The 23,737-nt window shown below is 24.7% G+C and carries 25 protein-coding genes; 6 read left to right on the top strand and 19 right to left on the bottom strand.

Annotated elements, in window-relative coordinates; all coding sequences use genetic code 4:
* Position 1 precedes the first annotated feature (1 nt).
* Positions 2 to 1,588: an ABC transporter ATP-binding protein gene (locus tag AC27EK_RS00375; protein WP_487231390.1), complete on the bottom strand. Its 1,587-nt coding sequence runs from the start codon at positions 1,586 to 1,588 to the stop codon at positions 2 to 4.
* 193 nt (positions 1,589 to 1,781) lie between these two features.
* On the opposite strand from AC27EK_RS00375, the gene AC27EK_RS00370 reads away from it, so the two are divergent.
* Positions 1,782 to 2,294 carry a hypothetical protein gene (locus AC27EK_RS00370; RefSeq protein WP_487231389.1) on the top strand — a complete coding sequence of 171 codons (513 nt, stop codon included), beginning with the start codon at positions 1,782 to 1,784 and terminating at the stop codon, positions 2,292 to 2,294.
* A complete protein-coding gene (locus tag AC27EK_RS00365; protein WP_487231388.1) occupies positions 2,284 to 2,691 on the top strand; it encodes a SemiSWEET family transporter in 408 nt (135 codons plus the stop codon). Before AC27EK_RS00370 ends, AC27EK_RS00365 begins: the two co-directional genes overlap by 11 nt.
* Here the strand turns inward: AC27EK_RS00365 and AC27EK_RS00360 are convergent, their stop codons facing one another.
* Positions 2,692 to 4,116, bottom strand: a complete 1,425-nt coding sequence (locus tag AC27EK_RS00360) for a DUF2130 domain-containing protein (RefSeq protein WP_487231387.1) — start codon at positions 4,114 to 4,116, stop codon at positions 2,692 to 2,694.
* 165 nt (positions 4,117 to 4,281) lie between these two features.
* Between AC27EK_RS00360 and AC27EK_RS00355 the strand changes: the two genes are divergently transcribed.
* Genes AC27EK_RS00355 through AC27EK_RS00345 form a run of 3 tightly spaced genes read left to right on the top strand, consistent with a single transcriptional unit; the run spans position 4,282 to position 8,191 of the window.
* Positions 4,282 to 5,256, top strand: a complete 975-nt coding sequence (locus AC27EK_RS00355; RefSeq protein WP_487231386.1) for a glycosyltransferase — start codon at positions 4,282 to 4,284, stop codon at positions 5,254 to 5,256.
* Entirely contained in the window at positions 5,256 to 5,987 is a 732-nt protein-coding gene (locus AC27EK_RS00350) for an RDD family protein (protein ID WP_487231385.1), read from the top strand. Before AC27EK_RS00355 ends, AC27EK_RS00350 begins: the two co-directional genes overlap by 1 nt.
* A gap of 8 nt (positions 5,988 to 5,995) precedes the next feature.
* A complete protein-coding gene (locus tag AC27EK_RS00345) occupies positions 5,996 to 8,191 on the top strand; it encodes an ATP-dependent helicase (protein ID WP_487231384.1) in 2,196 nt (731 codons plus the stop codon).
* 24 nt (positions 8,192 to 8,215) lie between these two features.
* On the opposite strand, the gene AC27EK_RS00340 is transcribed toward AC27EK_RS00345, so the two are convergent.
* From AC27EK_RS00340 to AC27EK_RS00290, 11 genes are all read right to left on the bottom strand, one after another.
* On the bottom strand, positions 8,216 to 8,878 hold the full coding sequence (locus tag AC27EK_RS00340) for an adenylate/guanylate cyclase domain-containing protein (RefSeq protein WP_487231383.1): 663 nt from the start codon (positions 8,876 to 8,878) through the stop codon (positions 8,216 to 8,218).
* Between the two features lie 157 nt (positions 8,879 to 9,035).
* Complete coding sequence (locus tag AC27EK_RS00335) at positions 9,036 to 9,692, bottom strand: adenylate/guanylate cyclase domain-containing protein (protein ID WP_487231382.1); 657 nt, start codon at positions 9,690 to 9,692, stop codon at positions 9,036 to 9,038.
* 73 nt (positions 9,693 to 9,765) lie between these two features.
* A complete protein-coding gene (locus AC27EK_RS00330; RefSeq protein ID WP_487231380.1) occupies positions 9,766 to 10,242 on the bottom strand; it encodes a Pycsar system effector family protein in 477 nt (158 codons plus the stop codon).
* Positions 10,211 to 10,822 (bottom strand): adenylate/guanylate cyclase domain-containing protein, encoded by a 612-nt coding sequence (locus AC27EK_RS00325; RefSeq protein WP_487231381.1) that lies wholly within the window; start codon positions 10,820 to 10,822, stop codon positions 10,211 to 10,213. Before AC27EK_RS00325 ends, AC27EK_RS00330 begins: the two co-directional genes overlap by 32 nt.
* Positions 10,823 to 10,895: 73 nt before the next feature.
* Positions 10,896 to 11,372 (bottom strand): Pycsar system effector family protein, encoded by a 477-nt coding sequence (locus tag AC27EK_RS00320; RefSeq protein ID WP_487231380.1) that lies wholly within the window; start codon positions 11,370 to 11,372, stop codon positions 10,896 to 10,898.
* Positions 11,341 to 11,952, bottom strand: a complete 612-nt coding sequence (locus tag AC27EK_RS00315) for an adenylate/guanylate cyclase domain-containing protein (RefSeq protein ID WP_487231379.1) — start codon at positions 11,950 to 11,952, stop codon at positions 11,341 to 11,343. The genes AC27EK_RS00320 and AC27EK_RS00315 overlap by 32 nt, the downstream gene beginning before the upstream one ends.
* Before the next feature lie 79 nt (positions 11,953 to 12,031).
* Positions 12,032 to 12,496, bottom strand: coding sequence for a hypothetical protein (locus tag AC27EK_RS00310; RefSeq protein WP_487231378.1), 465 nt, complete (start codon positions 12,494 to 12,496; stop codon positions 12,032 to 12,034).
* Between the two features lie 170 nt (positions 12,497 to 12,666).
* Positions 12,667 to 13,011, bottom strand: a complete 345-nt coding sequence (rplT, locus tag AC27EK_RS00305; protein WP_487231377.1) for a 50S ribosomal protein L20 — start codon at positions 13,009 to 13,011, stop codon at positions 12,667 to 12,669.
* A gap of 31 nt (positions 13,012 to 13,042) precedes the next feature.
* Positions 13,043 to 13,234, bottom strand: a complete 192-nt coding sequence (rpmI, locus tag AC27EK_RS00300; RefSeq protein ID WP_487231376.1) for a 50S ribosomal protein L35 — start codon at positions 13,232 to 13,234, stop codon at positions 13,043 to 13,045.
* Positions 13,235 to 13,249: 15 nt separating this feature from the next.
* A complete protein-coding gene (infC, locus tag AC27EK_RS00295; protein ID WP_487231375.1) occupies positions 13,250 to 13,846 on the bottom strand; it encodes a translation initiation factor IF-3 in 597 nt (198 codons plus the stop codon).
* Positions 13,847 to 13,981: 135 nt separating this feature from the next.
* Positions 13,982 to 15,292 carry an HDIG domain-containing metalloprotein gene (locus AC27EK_RS00290; RefSeq protein ID WP_487231374.1) on the bottom strand — a complete coding sequence of 437 codons (1,311 nt, stop codon included), beginning with the start codon at positions 15,290 to 15,292 and terminating at the stop codon, positions 13,982 to 13,984.
* A 96-nt stretch (positions 15,293 to 15,388) separates the two neighbouring features.
* Between AC27EK_RS00290 and AC27EK_RS00285 the strand changes: the two genes are divergently transcribed.
* The gene (locus tag AC27EK_RS00285) at positions 15,389 to 15,859 is read left to right on the top strand and encodes a CinA family protein (RefSeq protein WP_487231373.1); all 471 of its coding nucleotides are present in this window, start codon (positions 15,389 to 15,391) and stop codon (positions 15,857 to 15,859) included.
* 29 nt (positions 15,860 to 15,888) lie between these two features.
* Here the strand turns inward: AC27EK_RS00285 and AC27EK_RS00280 are convergent, their stop codons facing one another.
* The 6 genes from AC27EK_RS00280 to AC27EK_RS00255 all read right to left on the bottom strand — a co-directional run bounded on the left by AC27EK_RS00280 (position 15,889) and on the right by AC27EK_RS00255 (position 23,737).
* A complete protein-coding gene (locus AC27EK_RS00280; RefSeq protein ID WP_487231372.1) occupies positions 15,889 to 17,403 on the bottom strand; it encodes a BMP family ABC transporter substrate-binding protein in 1,515 nt (504 codons plus the stop codon).
* 105 nt (positions 17,404 to 17,508) lie between these two features.
* Positions 17,509 to 18,507, bottom strand: a complete 999-nt coding sequence (gene grpE / locus AC27EK_RS00275) for a nucleotide exchange factor GrpE (protein ID WP_487231371.1) — start codon at positions 18,505 to 18,507, stop codon at positions 17,509 to 17,511.
* A gap of 1 nt (position 18,508) precedes the next feature.
* Positions 18,509 to 19,615, bottom strand: coding sequence for a molecular chaperone DnaJ (gene dnaJ, locus AC27EK_RS00270; RefSeq protein ID WP_487231370.1), 1,107 nt, complete (start codon positions 19,613 to 19,615; stop codon positions 18,509 to 18,511).
* A gap of 85 nt (positions 19,616 to 19,700) precedes the next feature.
* Positions 19,701 to 20,297 carry a DnaJ domain-containing protein gene (locus tag AC27EK_RS00265; protein WP_487231369.1) on the bottom strand — a complete coding sequence of 199 codons (597 nt, stop codon included), beginning with the start codon at positions 20,295 to 20,297 and terminating at the stop codon, positions 19,701 to 19,703.
* 58 nt (positions 20,298 to 20,355) lie between these two features.
* Positions 20,356 to 22,023 carry an APC family permease gene (locus tag AC27EK_RS00260; RefSeq protein ID WP_487231368.1) on the bottom strand — a complete coding sequence of 556 codons (1,668 nt, stop codon included), beginning with the start codon at positions 22,021 to 22,023 and terminating at the stop codon, positions 20,356 to 20,358.
* 1 nt (position 22,024) lies between these two features.
* Complete coding sequence (locus AC27EK_RS00255; protein WP_487231367.1) at positions 22,025 to 23,737, bottom strand: hypothetical protein; 1,713 nt, start codon at positions 23,735 to 23,737, stop codon at positions 22,025 to 22,027.

The raw sequence follows: 23,737 nt of genomic DNA, 5'->3' as shown, positions 1-23,737 counted from the left end.
TTTATACCTTTATTAAATGTATGTCTTCAGGATCTATATTTAATCCTATTAAAGAACCAGGAGCAAAATATTTAATGCCCTCTACTGTAATTACTTTTTTATCAAATTCACAAACAATATCGTATAAAAGACCTTTATAAGTTATTTCTTTTACTTTAACATTGTTTAAGAATCCGGTTTTATTTTTAACTATTATGAAATCTTCTGGTCTTATCATTAATTTTATGTTGTCAGAAGTTTTAAAATCTTTATAATCCTTGATTTTGTCAAATTCTTTAGAACAGAAAACCACTTTGTCTTCTTTTGTTATTTTTGCATCAAAAATATTAGTTCTTCCAATAAAAGAAGCAACTCAAAGATTTTCTGGCATGTCATATATTTGATTAGCACTACCAATTTGTTCAATTTTACCCTCTGACATAACGACTATTTTGTCAGATAACATTAACGCCTCTTCCTGATCGTGAGTAACTAGTATAAAAGTAATTCCAAGTTCTTTATGCAATCTTTTTAATTCTGATTGCAATTGATTTCTAACTTTGGCGTCTAAAGCGCTTAATGGTTCATCTAATAAAATGATTTCTGGTTCTATAACAATAGATCTAGCAAGCGCAACTCTTTGTTGCATTCCGCCAGATAATTCAGAAGGCATATTTTTTTCTTTGTTTTCTAAACCAACTAATTTAATAACATCATTAAATCTTTTATCTATTTCTTCTTTATTTAATTTTCTTGTTATTTTTCTTTTTTCAAAAGATTCTTTTTTAAGTTGTGGATAATTTTCTCAATAAGAAATTCAATAATCTAAATCATTGTACTTATCACTAATCTTGTCATATTTATTATCAAGATTAGTTTTAAATCTATATCATCTTTTAAGTTCATTGATTTCTTTTTCGATTTCATTCATATCTTTAATAGTAATCTTTAAACGTTTTTCAATTCCTATTCTTGAAAAACAACCATTAATGAAATCAAATAATTTATCTTGGAATTTAATGCTTGTAATATAGTCATCACCATATTTTTCATATAACTTGTTATCTAAATATTCAAGTTCAGTTAAATATTGAGTTCTTCTCATTTTTTTAATAGAACTCAAATATTTATTTTTTTCATATTTTTTGTCAAGTTTTTTAAGTTCTTTGGCTAGAACTTTTCTTTTCTTGTTAACATCTTGTATTTGTTTGTCAGCATGCTTTTTAGCATCCTTCATAACTTTTATGGATTGTTTAAAAACTTCTTCTGGAACGTCTTCTAAGGGTGTTCTCATAAGTCTAAGTCCATATTTGATGTTTTCTTCCACTGTCATATTTGGGAATAAAGCATAATCTTGAAAAACTGTTGAAGTTGGTCTTTCAATAATTGGCAAATCTTTAATATCCAATCCGTTATATAAAATTTTACCTTTTGTTGGTGATTCAAAACCACCAATTATTTTTAAAATGGTAGTTTTTCCACACCCTGAAGGCCCTAACAAAGTAACAAATTCACCCTTAAAAATTTCTAAATTAAAATTTTCAATAGCAGTGAATCCGTCTTCATAAGTTTTTTCGATATTACTAAGTTTTAAAATTGGTTTGTTCAATTAAATCTCCAAATAATATTTCATAAAAATAAAATTAAATAATAATATTAATTTTATTATGAAAGTGCTTTTTTTAGAACTTAAAACTTATAAAAAGCTATTTTTTATTTCTTTATTTAACAATAAGAAAATTTTAAAAGCATTATAAAGTGTTATTATCAAATAGTTTAACATGTAAATGTAAGGAGAAAATATGATAAATATTGAATTCTTAAATCAGATAAACAATATAAAACACGATGGACCAAGTACTGGTTCGATTGTTATGGAAGTCCTGATATTAATTAGTAATATCATAGGAACTTTTTTATTAATATGAGCTTTCGCAGCTCAAGCGATACAAATATATAAAACTAAGAACACTGCTGGGATTAGTTTTTTATTATATTTTGTAACATTTGTAATGGAAATGGGCTTCACTTTATGAGGTATTCTTTATATTGTTAATGGTTATTTTGAATCACATAATCCAAACTATACTGAATCATTACAAAACTGACAAATATCTACTGGATATATGAATGGTTTTGTAACTGCGCTAATAGATTTTATAGCAGGTTTATTATGCGCTTGAATTATGTACTATAAAGCTAGAAATTTATATTTAGCTAAAAAATTAAATATTAAAGAAGAAGATCTTCCTAAATATTTTATGAAAAAAGAAGTTATCAAAAAATTAAATAAAGGAGATAGAAATGAATTCTAGTTTTCATGTTCCTGGATGAATAGGAATAACTCTTAATGTTTTGTCTTGAACATTATCAGTATTAATAATTATTGCTCATACGCCCCCTTTATATAAAGTTTGAAAAACTAAACAAACCTCTGGTATTTCAAGATGATCTTGAATAGGCGCTTCAGCATGTGCTGCTGTTTGAATATTGTATGGAACTTTATTGGGAGTTAGTGAATTAATTCCTGTTTATGAAGGACAAAAGATAGATCCTAATCTTGTAGCGTCTGGATTCGCAGTTGCTATTTTTGATATATATGCTTTAGTTACTTCATTATATGTTCTATTTGTGAAACAAAAAAATATGAAAGAAGCAAAAAAATTAGGAATCAGTGAAGAAGAGTATTGCAAAAGAATAGCTAAAAAATAGTTATTCTTTTTCTTTTGTTTTTTCGTTCTTTATTAAATCTTTTTCAGTTTTAAACTCTTTAGAAGCAATTGTATTATTAGAATCATTTAATTTATCAATTCCATCTATTCTTTTTGTAATTTTTGTTATTTTAAAGTCATTTAATTTATTTTGTACAGTAGTTAGATGAGTTTTCAATATTAAATCATAAGCATTTAATATTTTTTTAGAATGAGATTCAATAGCTTCTGCTGATTTTTTAATATCCTCAAGTTTTGTTGCTATGTGTTTCAAAGAATTATCTAATAAACCATTTTTGAATTTTTCAAATTCAGTCATTATCTCATCTGTTTCTTTGAAAGAATGATTTTGTCTATTAAGAGCTTCTTTAAGACTCATTGTGCTTTCTGAAAGCACAATTATTAAATTAAGAACTGAAATTAAAAATTCTGGTCTAACTAATATAATATTTGGAAAATGAGGATCTCTTTTAATGGATCAATTATTAGTTTCATGCAATTCAAGCTCTGTTACTAAAATAGCATAGTCACCATTTTTTTTCTCTCTATCTTTTTCAAGCTTAGGTAGGTGATCAGAATTCTTTTTTCTATTTTTAGTTTCTTCTGAATCAGTTTTTGCTTCAATAACAGTTCTTGAAATAACTTCTTTAGTTTCATCATCTATTGGTTTGTTATAAATGGTGAAAATAAAATCTGCTTTTGAACCTTTTGTTTCTTCAGAAGAAGTTACAACTTTATTGTCTTTTTGAAACTCTGCAGTTCTTAACATCCCTATTGTCTTGTCATATTCATTACTTATTCATTCTTCAAGGTCTTCGCCACGAACTTTTGAATTCATAGTTGATAAATTTTTACTGTATTTATCAGCAGCTGATTTTAAACTTATAAATTCTTCTGTTTTTTTGAATTCGTTTATAGATTCTAGTTTTGCTTTTTCTAGTTTCACTTTATGAATTTCTATATTATTTAATTCATTTTCTTTTTGTAATTCTCTTTCTTTTTCAATTTGAGAATTTAAATTGTGAATTTCTTTTTCAAATTCACTTACTTTTTTATTAAAAGATATAGTGACTTTATCTTCAATATTGTTTTTTAAATTTTGATATTTGATTTCAAGTTTTTCTAATTCTTCTTTTGAAGATTTGAAATCTAAGTATTCTTTATCTTTTTTAAATTTCTCTATTGATTCCAATTCAATTATCTTTTTCTTATTTTCAAAATCGTCATACAATTTTTTATATTTTAAGAAATCTGGATTTTCTCTTTTGAATTCTTTTTCAAATTCTTTTTCTAGCTCAGGTTTTGATTGATTAATAATCTTGTTTTTTAATGTATCATCACCTAAATCAATATAATCATCTTTAGATGCGTTTTCAGTTAATATAACCTTATTATCGACTATATCAAATTTAATTTTTTTTGCCATTAAATACCTCCTGATTTATTTTAAAAATCTAATGTAATTATACTAAAAGAAAAACATTAAAAACATAATATGAATCTATATTAAAATATTTTTTTTACTTTGTTAATTAACACTTTAAAGTTTATAATTAATATTAATTATGTTTTTAAAAAAATAGGGAATTTTATGAACAATACTCCATTACTATCAATAGTTTTATATTTAAACAATGCTTTAAGTGATTTAGATTCTACTTTAAGTTCATTAGTCAAATTAGATAAAAATAAAACTGAAATAATTCTTATACTTGACAATCCCTCTGTTGAAGTTAATAAAACTTTGGAATTGTTTTTAAACATTAATTTAAAAAATGTTTCATATTTAATAAATAAAAACACATTAGGAATGAGTTTTTCTTTTAATAGTGCTATTAAATTAGCAAGAGGAAAATACATTCATTTACTTTCATCAAACAACGAAATAAATAAGAACATAATTCAAACAATAGAAAAAAATCTATGTGAAGACAAAGAGATAGATGTTTTTCAAGTAAAAGTTAAAAAAGAAAATGAACTTTATGATCTTAAAACAAAAGAATTCACAAAATTAGAAAAAGATATTATTTTATCAGTTTCTGGAAATCATTTTAGTGGTTTAATTTTTAGAAAAGCTTTTCTAATTAAAAATGACATTAAATTTGATAATTACAATTGATATCCAATGATTTTTTTATTAAAAGTCTTTAAACATTTCAAAAATTGAAAAACTTTAAGTTCTGTTAATGCTGTGATTGTTTATAACAACGTTTATAACTATTCTTACAATATTTATGATTATCTGACTCAAATTGAGTATATGTATGATTTCACATCATCAAACTCTGAATTTAAAGATTTCAGTTCTGAAATTGAATATTGAATGTCATTAATAATCTTTTTCTCTTTCTTCAACAAAGTTGAATATTCATTTGATTTTGACATAAGAAATACAAATCATAAAATAAAGAAAAATATTTCTTTATTACATTTACTTTCTAGAATCAAAAGACAAAAAGATATATACATTCCTAATTTTTTAAAAAATGAATATGTACGCAAATTAGATGAAAAAATTTTGTCAAAAATTAAATTGATTGACAAAGCATTAGGAAATTTAAAATAATGAAAAATAAGTATTCTATTGCAAGCCTTCCAAAAAGGTTTGGAGCAACTTTAATAGATTTTGCTTTGGTTATTTTATTGACTTTTTCATTTTCTTTATTATTCTTCTTAGGAATGGGGAAATCTGTTGGAGAAATACTGAATCCTGGCTCACAGGTTGCTGGTGAAGCAATCAAGATAGATGGGTGAAGAATGTTGGGCATTACTATTTTGACTATGTTCATATTCTTTTCTTATTTTGTGCTTATTCCTTATTTTTGAAAAGGATTTACTCCATTCAGATTTGTTTTTAATGTAAGATATGTTATTCCTAACAAAAAAGTTAATAGATTTTGATGTATTCTTAAAAGAGAACTTGTAATGCTGTTTCCTATATTGTTTGTTAATTTGATATTAGGAGTAACTGCTGCTTCAGTAAAAGAACCAAATTTATTAATGCAATGAGCATTTGATTTTTCAACTCCAAAAGAAATAACAAAAGAAATGGAATTTTATTATTACTATGGAATGGTAATAAAATCACTTTATTTGTTTTCAGGAATAATTCCTGGAGCCATAGTTTTTTACATGATTGGTTTTAAAAAGAAAAGGGGTCTTCATGACATTGTTGGAGATGGGTATATAATCTCTACATTGCCTTATGAACCAGAAGAACCAAAAAAAGAAAAAGAAAATATTAAATTTGATACTAAAAACCCGACTCAAATGCCTGGGCTTTATAAACCGGATTAGGAGAATTAATGTCCAAAAATCTTAATAAACAACAAGCAAAAGCTGTTAATTACCCTCTGAAACCTGTAATGGTTATGGCAGGTGCTGGAACTGGTAAAACAACTGTTTTAACACACAGAATTCAATATTTATTGAAAGAATTAGAAGTTCCAAATGAAAATCTTCTAGCTATTACTTTCACTAACAAAGCAGCTAGAGAAATGAATGAAAGAATAACTGATTTAATAAATGAGCCTTTAAAATGAATAGGTACTTTTCATTATATTTGTATAAGAATTTTAAGAAGGGAAATTCATCACCTGAATAGAGAATCCAGCTTCAAAATAATTGATGAAGAAGATGGAATTTCAATTCTTAAAGATATATATTTAGAATTAGGCATAAAACATGCTGATATCAGTTATAAGAATGTTTTTTATTCTATAGATAAAATCAAATCTCAACAATTGGAATTTGAAGATTTAATGGAAGAAAATCTTCGTAAAAAATTAAATATAAATTCCTTAGAACTTGCTAAAGTTGTATATGAAATTTATAAAAGATATATTAAAAAAATGGAAGAATTAAATTATCTTGATTTCAATGATATTTTAATTTTTACTGATGTTATTCTTAATAATTTTAAAGAAGCTAGAGAATTCTGAAGCAATAAATTTGATTATGTTTTAGTTGATGAATTTCAGGACACTAATCAAGTTCAATATGATTTATTGAAAATATTAGGTGGAGATAATTTTAATGTATTTGCTGTTGGTGATGAAGATCAAACTATTTATAGTTTCAGAGGAGCGAAAACTGACATAATTAAAAATTTTGTTAGAGAATTAGAAGAGCCAATTGAAGTTTTATTTTTAGAAGAAAATTATAGATCTTCTCAACAAATTTTAGATGCTGCTAATAATTTGATCTCTAAAAACAAAAACAGATTTGAAAAAGAATTAATAACTAATAATATGGATGGTTCAAAGCCTGTTTTTCATTCTGCATTCAATGATGAACAAGAAGCAAATTGAGTAGTGAATAAAATAAAAAATTTATTATCTAGAGAAGAAAAAGAAAACGACATAGCTATCTTATATAGAAATAACAACTTATCAAGACAATTAGAACAAGTTTTAATGTTTGAAGATATCAATTATAAAATTTTTGGTGGTATTAGATTCTATCAAAGATTAGAAATAAAAGATATCATCGCTTATTTCAATGCAATATCAAATCAAGATGAAATTAGTATTAGAAGAATTATTAATGTTCCAAAAAGAAGAATAAGTCCTCAAACTGTTAGAAAAATTATTGATTTCTCATTAATTAATGAATTATCTTTTTATGACTCATTAAAACAATCAAATGATATAGATGAATTGAATGATTCTCAAAAAGTTGCAATTTCTTCATTTGTTGATTTAATTGAAAAATTAAGAAAAGAATTAAATAATCTAAAATTAACCGAACTCTATGATTTAATTATTAAAGAAACTGATTACTTGGCTTATTCTAAAGATAGAGATGCTTCAAGATTTTCAATAGTATCTCAAAACCTAGCAGAACTTAAAAAAGGTATGTTAAACTTTCAAACTAAAAATAAAACTTTAAAAGATCCTATAAATCATTACTTGCAAGAAATAAGCTTATTTACTAATGGAGATGAAGAAGAAATTAATAAAGAAAGAGTTTCCTTAATGACGGTTCATGCCTCAAAAGGTCTAGAATTTAAACATGTTTTTGTTTTTGGTTTTAATGAGGAAATATTTCCATCATCAAGATCAGTAACAACTGAAGAAGACCTTAATGAAGAAAGAAGAGTTGCTTATGTTGCTTTAACAAGAGCGAAGAGAAATTTATTTATCACAGCAAACACTGGATTCAATTTTTACACAAAAAAACCTAAACTATTGTCTAGATTTTTAAAAGATATCGGTGTATCTAATTATGAACAAACTAAACCAATGTTTAAAAAGAAATCAGATTATGATTTAAGGTGATTTAATTCTAAAGAACCAAGAATCAAAGAATCAGAACAATATATTAAATCAGAAACCAATGATTATAAAATTGGAGAGCAAATTGTTCACGTCGCTTTTGGAGAGGGAATAATTTCTTCTATTGACGGAGATATACTAGAAATATTATTTGCTTCTCCACATAATAGCAAAAGAATCATGTATAACCATAAATCTATTAAAAGAATTATTAAAAGTAATTAAAAAAAATAATCTAATGTTATTAGATTATTTTTCTCATTCTTTAAAATAATAGTCACTAAATTTAACGTTTTGATCAGAAACTGAATAATATCATTTGTTTTCAGTTTCATTTCATAATACTTCTTTATTGTTGCTAACGAATGTGTTTCCCAATAATGTTACATTTTCTTTATTAGAATCTTCTAATAATTTTTTAGCTTTATTTATAGCACCACCGGTAAATACAATTTCACGATTATCTTTATCACCAACCACAATCATAAGTTCTTCTTCGGTTTCTATTCCGATTTTGAAATTTTTAATTTTTCAGTAATATTTTAAATAGCCTTTTATGTCCATTGCGCAAAAGAATATATTTTGATTGTTAATGTGATTTTGGGCATCAGCGTGTACTATGCCATAAACTCTATCGCCTTGTATTTGTATATTTTTTATATTATACTCAGCCATTATTTTCAACACACCTTCGTAAAATGATCTAATAGTTCTACCAATGGTTTCATCTTGACTGTTATTCAAAAAATTTGCATAATCAGAAATATCTACAAAAATACATGATATTCAGCATTTTCTGTAATTGTCTTTTGTAAATTTATCTTTATATGGAAATTCTTTTGTAATTTTTATTTCTTCATTTCAAATTTCATTAATTATGTTCTTTATATCTCTTCTTTTTCCGTCTGTCATTTTTTATCCTAGTAATTAATATATTAATTATATTTTAATCAAGGGATAAATTTATTATAATTAACAATAAAATGAAATATTTTTTGCAAAATGAGCTGTTTTCTCTGTTTTTTTAAAAAAATTAATTAATATAAAAAATATTAATTTTTTGTGTCTATTATTCTCAATCTTTGTAATATCAATTAGAATATTTAATTCCATTTAGTACTGAATAATATGAGCAATTTTCTTCTTCATTTCATAAAACATTTTCATTATTATTAACAAATACATCCCCTAATAATATTACATTTTCCACATCATGTTTCTTCAATAATTTTTTTGCTTTATTAACAGCGCCGCCAGCAAAAACTATTTCTCTTTCGTCTTCATTACCAACAACAATCATAAGTTCTTCTGAAGACTCTATTCCAATTTTAAAATTTTTAACTTTTCAAAAAAAATCTAAATAACCATTTATTTCCATTGCACAATCAAATATATTTTGATTGTTTTCATGATTTTGAACTGGAGCGTGAACAACTCCGAAAATTCCATCACCTTGAATTTGAATGTCTTTTATGTGATAATTTCTCATTATTTTTAATATTCCTTCATGAAAGGTTCTGATTGTTCTTCCAATTGTTTTATCATCATTATTATCACAAAATTCTGTATAGCCACAAATGTCAATAAAAATACATGTTACTCAACATTTTCTATAATTGTGTTTTTTAAATTTATCTTTATCAGGAAATTTTTCTGTTATTTTTATTTCTTGATTTTTTATTTGATCAATATAATTTTTTATTTCATTTCTTGAATTTCTGTTCATTTAAGCTCCGATTTTGTTTCTTCAATTTACATTTATATATAAATAAATTATATATCTGAAATTATTCTTTTTTTTACTTAAAATTCAACAAAAAAAGATACGGTAAAAGAAAAAAAGTAACAGCCAATGCGTGTTTGAATAAATTATATTTTTGTTTTAAAATTTTTGAATTTGCTTGAATTTGTTTAATTGTATTTTCTTTATTTTCATTAAAAAATGTTTTCAGTTCATCTTTCGACATATCTGCATAATCAATGAAATATTTAGTGTTTGCGTTATTTTTAAAATTAGGAAATAATATATATAAATTAAAAAATAAAGAAATAAGAGAAGGAATTAATAAAAATAGTAAAAATAAATATCAAAATGATAAAGAAGCACCTATAACCAAATATAGAGTTCCACTTATTATTGAAGAAATAATTAAGGTATTTACAGCCAATAATATACCAACCTTTTGAGATAAAATCGATTGCTGATTAATTATTATTTGTAATTCATTTTCTTGATTTATCATTTTAAATTCATCTTTCTTTAATTTTCTTTTCATTTCATTTTTTTATTTCTTTATTATTGTCTTTGAAATTTATTCCAAGTTTTATTTGATTTATTTTGCTTTTTTTATTTAACATTTTTTTTGCATTATTAACAGCACCGCCGGCAAAAACTATTTCTCTTTCATTTTTATTACCAACAACAATCATAAGCTCTTCTGAAGATTCTATTCCTATTTTAAAATTTTCTATTTCTCAAAAATATTTTAAGAAACCTTTTATGTCCATTGCGCAATTAAATATTTTTTGATCATTAACATCATTTTCTTCTGGAGCGTGAACAACTCCGAAAATTCCATCGCCTTGAATTTGAATGTCTTTTATGTGATAATTTCTCATTATTTTTAATATTCCTTCATGAAAGGTTCTGATTGTTCTTCCAATTGTTTTATCATCATTATTATCACAAAATTCTGTATAGCCACAAATGTCAATAAAAATACATGTTACTCAACATTTTCTATAATTGTGTTTTTTAAATTTATCTTTATCAGGAAATTTTTCTGTTATTTTTATTTCTTGATTTTTTATTTGATCAATATAATTTTTTATTTCATTTCTTGAATTTCTGTTCATTTAAGCTCCGATTTTGTTTCTTCAATTTACATTTATATATAAATAAATTATATATCTGAAATTATTCTTTTTTTTACTTAAAATTCAACAAAAAAAGATACGGTAAAAGAAAAAAAGTAACAGCCAATGCGTGTTTGAATAAATTATATTTTTGTTTTAAAATTTTTGAATTTGCTTGAATTTGTTTAATTGTATTTTCTTTATTTTCATTAAAAAATGTTTTCAGTTCATCTTTCGACATATCTGCATAATCAATGAAATATTTAGTGTTTGCGTTATTTTTAAAATTAGGAAATAATATATATAAATTAAAAAATAAAGAAATAAGAGAAGGAATTAATAAAAATAGTAAAAATAAATATCAAAATGATAAAGAAGCACCTATAACCAAATATAGAGTTCCACTTATTATTGAAGAAATAATTAAGGTATTTACAGCCAATAATATACCAACCTTTTGAGATAAAATCGATTGCTGATTAATTATTATTTGTAATTCATTTTCTTGATTTATCATTTTAAATTCATCTTTCTTTAATTTTCTTTTCATTTCATTTTTTTATTTCTTTATTATTGTCTTTGAAATTTATTCCAAGTTTTATTTGATTTATTTTGCTTTTTTTATTTAACATTTTTTTTGCATTATTAACAGCACCGCCGGCAAAAACTATTTCTCTTTCATTTTTATTACCAACAACAATCATAAGCTCTTCTGAAGATTCTATTCCTATTTTAAAATTTTCTATTTCTCAAAAATATTTTAAGAAACCTTTTATGTCCATTGCGCAATTAAATATTTTTTGATCATTAACATCATTTTCTTCTGGAGCGTGAACAACTCCGAAAATTCCATCGCCTTGAATTTGAATATCTTTTATGCCATATTCTCTCATTATACTTAATATGCCCTCATGAAAAGTTCTGATTGTTTTTCCAATAAATTCATCATTGTTTTTGTCACAAAATATTGTGTAACCACAAATGTCAATAAAAATACATGTTACTCAGCACTTTATAAAATTATTCCTTTTAAAATTTTTTTTATCAGGAAATTCTTCTGTTATTTTTATTTTCGCATCTCAAATTTGATTAAAATTATTTTTTATGCTATCAATTTTCTCTTTATTCATTTTTATTCCTTATACTAACATTCTAATTATATTAAGTTAAATAAAAATTCTATGCTCCATTGAACATAGAATTTAATTTTTATTCTTTCAAATTATTTACTTTAACTAAATTATCAATTCTTGAATCAATTTTATCGAATCTTGAATCAATTGATTTCTCCATTTTATCTAAACGTTTGGTAAAAGACTCATTAGTTTCTTTTAAGGATTCTTCTACTTTGTCTAAACGTTTGGTAAAAGATTCATTAGTTTCTTTTAAAGATTCTTCTACTTTGTCTAAACGCTTGTTAAAACCTTTTAAGGATTCTTCTACTTTATCTAAACGTTTAGTAAAAGAATCATTCATTTCTTCAAAAGATTTATTAAATGAAACATTCATTTCAACTATAACTTTGTGGAGTTCTTTAATAGTCATTTTTTCTTCTCTTTCGTCAGGTTCTTTATATCTTCCACTAAATTCAAAGATCTTGTTCGGAAGTTCTTTAATAGTAGCTTCAAATCATTCAGGTTTATTTACTCGTTTTTTGAAATCTTTATAATCCATTAAGACTTTCTACCACAAGTGATATAATTTTTTAATTATTAAGAAAATTATATTTGATATTTATGGGTTTTTGTAAAAAGTGTAATCTATCTAATTATTAAATATGTGAATTTTTTAAAAAACTCTAATTTAGAATAAAAAAACTTCTTTAATAAGAAGTTTTAATAATATTATTTCATTACTTTTTTAACTAATGCATTGAAAGCTTCTGGATTGCTTATAGCAAGTTCTGATAACATTTTTCTGTTGATATCTAGATTTTGTTCTTTCATATTGTGCATGAAGCTTGAATATGTATAGCCTTGAGCTCTTAAAGCAGCGCTAATTCTTGAGATTCATAATCTTCTAAAATCACGTTTTTTGTTTCTTCTATCTCTGTAAGCATATTGATCTGCTCTAATAGATGTTTGTTTAGCAACTCTATATGAAGTATGTCTTGTACCTCAAGTTCCTTCTGCACGTCTAAGAATCTTCTTATGACGTTTTTTAGTGACTGTTCCACCTTTTACTCTCATTGTGTAAACTCCTTATGTATTTAATATGCTCTTATAGGCAGTGTGTATATCTTTGTCTATCTGATTTAGTTAAGATTGCGTCTTTTTCTAAATGACGTTTAGCTTTAGTTGATCTTCCGTGTGCAAGGTGTGATCTGTAAGCATGTTTTCTTTTTAATTCACCAGTTTTAGTTTTGCTGAATCTTTTAGCAGCAGCACGTTTTGTTTTATGTTTAATTTTCATAAATACTCCTTTATTTTATTTAGGTACGATTACAGTTTCGTATTTTCAACCATTAGAAGTTTTATTGGCCTGTTGAATTTCACCTTCTTCTTTCACAGCTTCAATAAATTTTTTATATAAATCATCAATTAATTCTTTTTTAGTTGATAATCTACCTCTTGCTTGAATAACGAATTTAACATTGTTTCCTTGGCTTAATCATTTCTTTGCATTTTGAATTCTTACATTCAAATCATGATCACCAATTAATGGTTTTACTTTAATTTCTTTAATTTTAGCAATTGTTTGGTTTTTCTTATTTTCTTTTTTCTTCTTTTGAGATTCAAATTTGAATTTACCATAATCAAGAATTTTAGCAATTATTTTATCGCCTTGAGCAGCAATAACTAATAAATCAAGATCATATCTTTCAGCTAATGCTAAAGCTTCTTTTCTTGGCATATTCTTATGTATTTTTCCAGAAGGATCAATAACATCTAAATTTGGATATCTAATTTTTTCATTAAGAAGAACAACTTTTTTCTTATTTTTGTTATTGTTGTTTGCTTTATTTGAATTATTTGGTTGAATAATTACTCCTAATCAAGTAGAAAAAAATCATCTACTATACAAAAAAGTAGATGATTATATTTTAATCATGTTTGGACCAGTTTCTATGTTTCAAGAATAAAGGTGAGTAACAATTTACTACTTTTTATATTTATTTAATATTTGTATGTTTAAAAAACATATATCTATAATAACACTTTATTTATAGTTTATTGTAATTTTTTTTGTCTTGTTATTGTAAATTACAACAACATCAATCGCAAATTTACATAAAAATTTATCTTCTTCAATAGATTTAGAAACAGTGTCTATTACCAATTTTGAGTTTTTAGCATATTCTTTTTTAATATAGACTTCCAACAATCAACCTGATTTAGAAGCTCTAACCTTTTCAACCATATCTCTAATTTCTTGTGAATCTAAAACTAAATTTTCTAGTTTTTCTTTTCTATTTGATATTTCTTCAAGAGAATTAGATTTTCTTGCGCCAGGAGTGGCAGCTGATACTCTATCAGCTATTTTTGTTATAAGAACATAATTATTTGTAGCGTCTAATGTTTGTGTTTGTTCATGATGATATTTAATGGATTTAAAAACAACTAATGGAAGGTTTGTTTCTTTAGCTATTTTTATTCCTTCTTTAACATGATCTACTTTACTCTCTATGTTTGTTGCTTTTCCTATATCATGGAAAAAAGCACAAAGTTTAGCGGTGGTTGTGTTCAGTTTAAGTCTTTCTGCTATTTGTTCAGCAATTAAAGCACATTCTATAGAATGTTGAAGAATGTTTTGTTGATAACTTTCTCTATAATTCAGTAATCCAACATAATAATAAAGTTTTTTATCTATTTTCTTAAGATTCAAGTGTTCTTTAATTACTTTTTTTCCTATAAAGATTACTTCATTATCGAATTTTTTAACTTCTTGATCATAGAATTTTTTAATTTTTATCTTATCTAAAAAATTAGCTTCTGTTCTAAAGCGCTCAAGAACGTTTCTTGCTATTATTCTATCTTTAATAGATAAAGTAGAAAACTCTACTTTCTTTTTAGTTCTATTAACACTTAATTGAGTTTTAGTAATTTCCTCAAAGAACTTTTTATTAGATTGTTCAGCGCCTTCAATTTTACTTAATAACGCTTCATTTTTTTCTACATCCTTGTAATTTAAATGATCACTGAAATATTTTTTTGGAACTTTTGCGGCTTTAACTATTACTTTCCTTAAGAATTCATCTATATTATTATCATTTGGATTTTTAATAACAAATCCGCAATTTGTTTGATTTTCACAAATAATAAAAAAGTTATCAGTTTCTTCTTGTTTTTTAACAATAAGATTATTAGAACACTTAGGGCATTTTGCTGTTTTAGAAACGTTTTCTGAAATTTTTAAAATAAGATTAAGTGTTCTTAGTTTTTTTTGAAAATAAAAGAACATTCCAAAAATAAGAATAAGTATAATTGCTATTACAATTATACATAGGGCGACTATTGTGTATATTGTCATTTCTCTTGCCTTGTTATATAGATATAAAATTATTTTTTATATGTATCTTATATAAAATTATATATTATTTAAAAAAAGAATTAGTAATATAAATACATGAATGAAATATTAATAAAATTATTTGATAAATTAAAAAATAAAAACCTAACAGTAAGTACATCTGAATCTGTTACATGTGGTTTAATAGCTAAACACATTGGAGATATAAGTGGAATAAGTTCTTATTATAAAGGTGGTTTTGTTGTATACTCAAATGAAGCTAAAGTTAATTTGTTGAATGTAAATAAAGAAACCATTAAAAAATATGGAGCAGTTTCAAAAGAAACAGCAAAAGAAATGTCATTAAACACCAAAAAAATAATGAACACAAACATATCCATTTCTATAACAGGAAATGCTGGCCCTAATGTCATAGAAAACAAAGAAAACGGCAAAAGTTATGTTTGTATATGTGTTAATGAAAATACATATGAGAAAGAAATAATATTAAAAAATACAAATAATAGAAATGAAAATAGAGAATTATTTGCTTATGAAGTATTTAAATTTTTATTGACATTAATATAATAAAAACCTTGTTTACAAGGTTTTTTATTTTATGTGTTGTTAGGCATAGGTATTATTATTCCATATCTTTTATAGAAATGCAACAATCCCATATAAGCTGATTGACTAAATGAATTATCTAATAAAACAGAAGTTGCTGTTGATAAGATAATTTTGATTTTTGTTGAATCATTTTTATTGTCTTTTTTAATTAATCCATTAAAGGTTTTTGGAATATTAGTTATTACGTTAGTATAAGTTTCTTGTGACATAAAAGGAATAGAATCTTTTACTTGTGAATAATCAAGTTTTTTATATGCAGAAGATTTTTCTGGAATAGAAGAATAATCTTCTTTTTTTGTTGGATCATTTGCATAACCTTTTGCTTTATAAAACATATTTGTTTTTAATAAAGAATCTTTATATTCTTGTGTTTTTAATATGATATTTAAGGCTTTTTTGTATTCTTCATTAGTAACATCTGTTGTTGTTTTAACTCCAGGTTGTTGATTATTTGTTCCATTAATTATATTAATAGCTTTAACAACATATTTGTGACCAGCTTTTGAAACTCCTACGCCGTTATTGCTCAATGTTCCTAATGATCTATAACCAAAGCCTCCATAATCATCGTTATTTTCATCTGAAAAAGACGAACCTGTATTAATGTCTTGAATAACCATATCTGAAGATTTTGCTAAATCCTTTAAACTACTCATAGGACAAATAGGAATATTCGTTCCAGGAACTAAACGTTTTCCATCAGCAGTTTCTTCAAAAGCAGAATCAACTCCAATAACTACTGTTTTTCTTTTTCATGATTGAATTTTATTAACCAATGTTACAGTTTGAGGGCCAGCGACTGGCATAATTGCACTAACATCTTGATTTAAAAGATCTTCCATGAATTCGGTACCTTGATCAGGACCAAAACCACCTACAAATTCTGGAGAATTTTTAGGAAACACTTGTTCAAGTTCTTTCCATTTAATAGTTGGATTTTTTTCATTGTAAGCAGGAACTACAGTTTTATTGAAATAATCAATTCCTTTTTGTAGTCCTCCCATATAAGAAGTAACAGAAGAAAAGTTTAATCCACCATAAGTAGCTCAAGTTAATTTACCTTTTTTCAAGAAGGTCTCTTGATGTTCATTTAGAAAAACGCCAAGAGCAATACCAGTTACATATGAACCTTGATCAACTCTATATTCAATAGTTGCAATTTGATGAGCAAAAGCTTGTTTATCAGTACTTAAAGCATCATCCATCAAAACAAATCCAGTATTAATAAATCTTTGATCTTTATCATAAACAGCAGCTTCTAAAGGAGATTTATGAGTAAATCCTGGCAAACTTAATAATCTTGCCCCATTATGAACAGCAGCATAAAAAGAAGAAACCAAATCAGAAACAGAATCTCCTGATGGTTGCTTGTAATAATCTTTGTATGGATTAGCAGATTTTAATGCAAAATAGGAACCTGCAATTCCTCCAGCAACAGCAGCAGTTACCACCAAACCAACACCAACAGTTGTAAGTTTTGTTAAAAGACTTTTCCTCATCATTCAATTTTCCTCATTATTATTAACTTGTCTATACAACTATTATATATATTTTTATTTTTTTGTGTAAAAAAAAACACAATTCAAAAATGAAATTGTGTTTTTAAATTATTTATTTACTTTGACAACACCGGGTTTAATGTTTTTGTCTTTATAAAAATATGCGTTTTTTATTACGAATGTAACTTGGTCTTTTTCAAATCCTTCAACTTCATTTGTTTCAAAAGCTTGCATGAAACTAGGATCGAATTTATCACCAACTTTGATAATTTTTTTAGTAATTTTCATTTGTTCTAAATTTTTATTAAACATATCGCTAATCATTTTAAAACCCATTAAGTAATTTTTTAAAATATCATTGTCAACTGGATTATTTATTATTGCTTCAAATTGTTCTATAGTTTCTATTAAATCAATAATCTCAGAAGTATAAATTTTTTCTTTTTTTAATTCTAATTCTTCTGCAAATTTTTCTTCAAGTTCTTCTTTCTTTTTATCAACAAGAATTTGAGCTTGTTTTGTTTTTTCTTTTATTTTATTAAGAAAATTTTCTTCTGCGATTTTAACTTTTGAATCAAATGATTTTTGAAGTTCAATTAAATCTTTATTTTTCTTTTCTAATTCTTTAGTTAATTTTTGAAATTCTTGCTTATTAACATGATCTTTTTTAAATTTATTTGAATCATTATTTTTTGTTTTTTTATTTCTTTCTTCAGTGCTTGCAAAATTTATATCTTCAATGTAAAATTCTTTTTCATTATTCACAATTTTTTTATTTGATTTTTTATAAAGATAATTTCAATTTTCTATTACTTTTTTTGCTTTTTTTTGATATTCTTCTTCATTATTACATTGATTGTATAATTCAGTATTAATCATTCAAATTAAAAAAGAATTAATCAGATCTTCATCGTATATATAAGAAATAAATTGTTCTGAGACTTCTTTTCTTGAACCAAAATCTGAAAAATCTTTTACTTTTGCTCCAGCCTCTTCTAAAAAGTTTATGTACATATTAGATAAGTTTATTTCAGATTTGTATTTAAAACCAATGTCAATATCAGAAATAACTTGTCTTGCTATTTTTTCTAAAAATTCTTTTTTCATTTTATTTAACCTCTTTTAACATTTTTTTGTTTCAACTCTCAACATCATTATTAATAGGTTTTATTATTTTTTTAATTTTTTCAATTTCTGCTGTTGTTAAGTTAGATGGTTTTGCATATTTTAAAGTAATAACTAAATCACCGGTTTGTTTAAATCATTTTGATTCTGATTTAAAACCCTTATTACTTATTTTAATAGTTGAATCGTGTTCGGTTCCTGGCTTAATATCAATTTTTTCTGGTCCGTATGGAGTTATTATCTCCACAGTTGATCCAATTATCGCCTTTAAAGGATCAACATAAGCTATCATAAGAACATCATTTTTATTTCTCGCAAAATATTTTGAAGGCTTTACATTAATAATTAAATAAAGATTACCAATTTTATTTTGGAATTCATTACCTTTATTTGAAATAGTTAAATATTCACCATTATCTATTCCTTCAGGAATATTAACAGTTAATATTACTTCTTCTAATTTGATTTTTTTACCATTACAATCAACACATTTGTTTAGAATAAGTTCTCCAGTACCTCTACAATGACTACAAACTTGTTCAGTTTGCATTCTTCCAAACATGGTTTCTTTAATTCCTATAACTCTACCGTTACCTGAACAGGTTGTACATGTTTTAATATCATTTCTAGTTTGTGCTCCGGTTCCTGAACAATTTCCACATGTTTTTTTACGATCAAATTTAATCTTTTGAGAAACTCCTTTAAGAGAATCTAAAAAAGAAATACTTATTTGTTTTTTAATATCATAACTTACTTCTTCAGTAGATTGTCTTTGTTGTTGTTGAAAACCACCACCAAAGAAATCTGCAAATAAATCTTCAAACCCTCCAAAACCACTGGCTCCTGAAAATCCACCTTGTTGACCAAATTGATCAGCGTCATGTCCGAAACGATCATAATTTGATCTCTTAGATTCATCTGATAATGTTTCATAAGCTTGATTAATTTCTTTAAATTTTTCTTCTGCGTTTGCTTCTTTTGAAACATCTGGGTGATATTTCTTTGCTAATGATCTATAAGCTTTTTTAATTTCGTCTTGTGTTGAATTTCTATCAACACCCAAGACTTCATAATAATCTCTTTTTGACATAATATTCCTAAATCTTGAATAATAATTAAATTTTAACATATTTTGGCACTCTTTTAAAGATTTGCCAAAATAATTTTTATATTACTTAAAATTTTTTGAAAACAAGCAGAACAACCGTAATTCCAATTAATAAAATAAACGGAATAACTATTAGCAATTTATTAATCTTTGCAGTTTTAGAGCTCTTTAACACGATAATCAAATCTCCAAAATTATTTAAAAGGCTATTTCCTTGATTAGATAATTTCAAGTGATCTTGTTCTTTTGAATTTGGAGGTATTTTTACTCTAAGTGTTGTTTGAACTACATTAAATTCAAAATAATTCATATAGTTTCTTTTTGTTACTGTAATAGATTTTTCAGTGCCGTTTAGAAGTTCTTCTGTAGTTAAAAAAACATTTAACACAATATCTAAATTAATATTAGTTGTTGTATTTGAATAATCATAATTGTTTTGAACATTCGAATACGTATTAAAACCGAGATCATAATCTCTTTTTTTGTTTTCATCTGATAATGTTTCATAAGCTTCATTAATTCGTTTAAATTTTTCTTCTGCATTTGCTTCTTTTGAAACATCTGGGTGATATTTCTTTGCTAATCTTCTATAAGCTTTTTTAATTTCATCAGGACTTGCTGTTCTTGAAACATCAAGTATTTTGTAATAATCTTTTTTATTCATTATGTTTTATATATTATCAAATAAAAACCGTAATTTGAATTACGGTTTTTATTTTTTATTATGTATTTATTGGTTTTTCTTTTACAAGTTTTGTTTTCAGTTTATTGTAAGTTAGTTTAGTTTGTTCATTAATTTTTTTAATGTTTTCTTTCTTTAAGAATTCTGGCAAGAAAGAAACTAATATAAATAATATGAATAAAACAACTGACATTGATCTACTAATTATTTCTTCATTTGTCATTTTGAATTTTATCAATAAGAAAACATCAACAAAAGGTTGAACGGTTTGAATTAATAAACCAGATAAAACAACAACTGAAGCTATAATAGCAAATGGATAAAATAGCTTGCTTTTTTCTGTTTTTATTTTATTCGTTTTTCTGTTTACTAATCCGCCAATTAAAGCAAAAACAATAAATGAGAATATAAACAATGAAGTTCAATTCGTCATTACGTCACAGAAATTATACAACTTTTCAATTCCTGTGTAACCAATAGGAGCATAACCTGAGTTTAAATAGCCACCAGGAATATATGCAAGTGCTCCTATTACAGAAAACAATATTAAACAGATAATTCCTGGAATTAATGAATATAACATTCCTATCATAGGAACTTTTTGTTTGTCTATTTTGTCAATAAATTTATTTGAGAAAGGTAATTCTTTTTCTTTAATAAGATCTTCAGTATATTTAGGTGCTCACATTGAGAAACCATTTAATATTCCAAGAATACCAACCGAAATGAATAAATTAACAACTCCTCCCATTCAACCAATATTGTGTTTTATAAAGAAATTTTGAAGTCCAATAACACTACCATCTCCAACTATAGTCATTGATATAGCAATTGCTAAATAAATAATAGTAATAGAACACAGACCAATTAATAATGCTCAAGGAGCTTTTTTGGGCGATTTCATTTCTGATTTTAAACCAACCGCAGTGTAAAACCCATCGAAAGCAAAGAAGATTGCTGATAATGAACCAAACATTCCAAATATAGGAGTTATTTTAAAGAATGATTTGGCATTTGGATCTCACATATCATTATGATTTGGAAGAGGTGGATTAAAATTACCCGAACCTTGTTCAGTTTGAGCAATCATCGCAAACCCAACAACCACAACAATAACAAGTGGCAAAAATTTAACAGCTGATATGATTCAATTTTGATATGTTCCAAAAAACCTAGGACTAAGGCCTGAAAAAATCATAAATCAGCAAGATATAGCTAATGCTATTAACATAAAGAACACCCATTGATACTCTCCGCCAAAGAAGGGTTGTTTAACACCAAAAGCATTTAAACTGTCTTGGAAAGACATAATTACATAATATGGAATTGTGAAAAAGTTTAAAGGCATATAAATTCAGAACATAAAGTTTTTAGATGCTTTATAAACATATTTTTTGGTAAATGTTTTACATCAACCAATAATACTTAAATTGTCGTTTTTAACTCCAACAATTTCAATTAGAGCTAAGGCCATTGCTATAACTCCAACGGCTGCTATAAATCAAGACATCAAAGACAAAACAATACTATTTCCATTTAAATCCAGAATATTACCAGCTTTAAAGAATATTCCGGCACCTATAGAAGAACTTATAACCAAAAGAATAACTGATAGATAACCAATTTTTTTAGTTTTTGTTTTTTTGTCGTTTATGTCTAATGTAGAAAATGGCGTCTGCTCATTTTCTAAATTATTTTTAATTTTCATTTTATTTCTCTTTATTTATTTTTTTTATGAAAGTTAACACTTTGTTAATATCATCAGATGTTAGTTTTTTATTTGCTGAAATATAAATAAGATTTTTCTTAAGAATCAAACTTTCAAAGACATTATTTATATTTCTAAAATCTTTAAAATTAAATTCATTTATATTTGTATGTAAATTCAAATTACTATAATTAATTTTTACTTCTGTTTTAAAAGGAATAATGTAAATAAATCTTTTGTGAATTATTTCTTTGTAATCATAATAATCAACACCAACATTAACAGTTTGATCTGCTTTAACACTATAAGTGCTTAATACTTCTTGTTTTTTTTCTTTATCGTAATAAATAGTATTTACTTCAAGTTGATTTATCGTATATTTCCCAACTTTTTTGACTTCGTGATTCTTTATTTCGTTAAAACAATCTGAAATTAACTTAGAATTAATATAAAAACTATCAAAATTAGCTATTATTCTATTTAATTGTCAGTAATTTAAAGTAGGTTCATCTTGCGAATTTATTTCTTTAATTAAAGATTGATTATCTTCTTTGATTAAACAATCAAACAATTCAATGAAAGCTAGATTATCAATTTTTTGAGATGCTAAATTATAAAAACCTTCTTGTAGTTTGTTTTCAAGAAATCTAAGATCATTGAAAAATTTATTTTTGAATTCAATAATATAATCGATTTTATCTGGATTAATATTAAGATTTATTTCGTTATATTTTGAAAAAATGAAGTTTTTGTTTTTAATAACTTTAAAACTATTATCTAATGTGAAATTAGATTTTTCTACAATGTCAACATAAGTTTTTTGAGCTTTAAAATCAACAAATTTACGAAGTTGATTAATTTCTGTAAAGCGGACATCAAAAAACGCATTAAATTTTTCATTGGATAAATCTAATTTTGTTGGTTTTGTTTTTAATTTACCAAAAAAGTTTCTTTCAAAAACATCCTTAATTTGGAAATCTAAATTAGGTTGATTTTTTGTAAAAACAATAGATTGATAATTTGTTTTAAAAACGGGAACATATTTAGTTATAGATGCCGTTACATCTTCTTTTCCGGCTTGTCTTGATTTATATGAAACATATACATAGTTTGATTTAGTAGTTCCAGTGTATGTTTTTTTTTCTAAATAAAGTTCTCTAATTGCTAGATTAATGATTATCTTATTTTGTTTATATACTGATCAAGAAGAATTAAATGTATTATATCTATAACTCTTTTGATTTTTATTTTTTGCACCTAAAAAATCATTCAATGGAATTTTATTTAAAAATTCTGTTGATATATTCGAATTGTGATCTAAATCCAAAAATAAAAAAACTTCATTTAAAAGTTTTTCAAAATTAAGACTCTCTACTATTTTGTTTTGAGTTCTAATAAGATCTGCGTGTATGTCTCAATATTCTCTTAATTTTTTATTTCTATTAGATTCAAAAGGTTTAAAAGCTTTTTTATAAAAAAGAATACCAGGATAAATTAAAAACAAATATAAAATAACATTTAATGAAACAAGAAAAATTAAAAAGAATTTGTTGTACTTTTCATTTATCTCTTTTTGAACTTTACTTAATCTATTTTTAAGTTTTTTATGTTTTCTTACTAAACTTAGATTAAATACGTTTGAATTTTTAAGATTGATGTGATCATCAATTAATGTTTTTATCTTCTTTTTTCTTTCATTAATGTTTGTATTCAT

It is taken from the genome of Ureaplasma rhincodontis, assembly GCF_057537535.1.
Note: the sequence above shows the minus strand (reverse complement) of the source record. Positions and strands in the feature narration are given on the sequence as shown.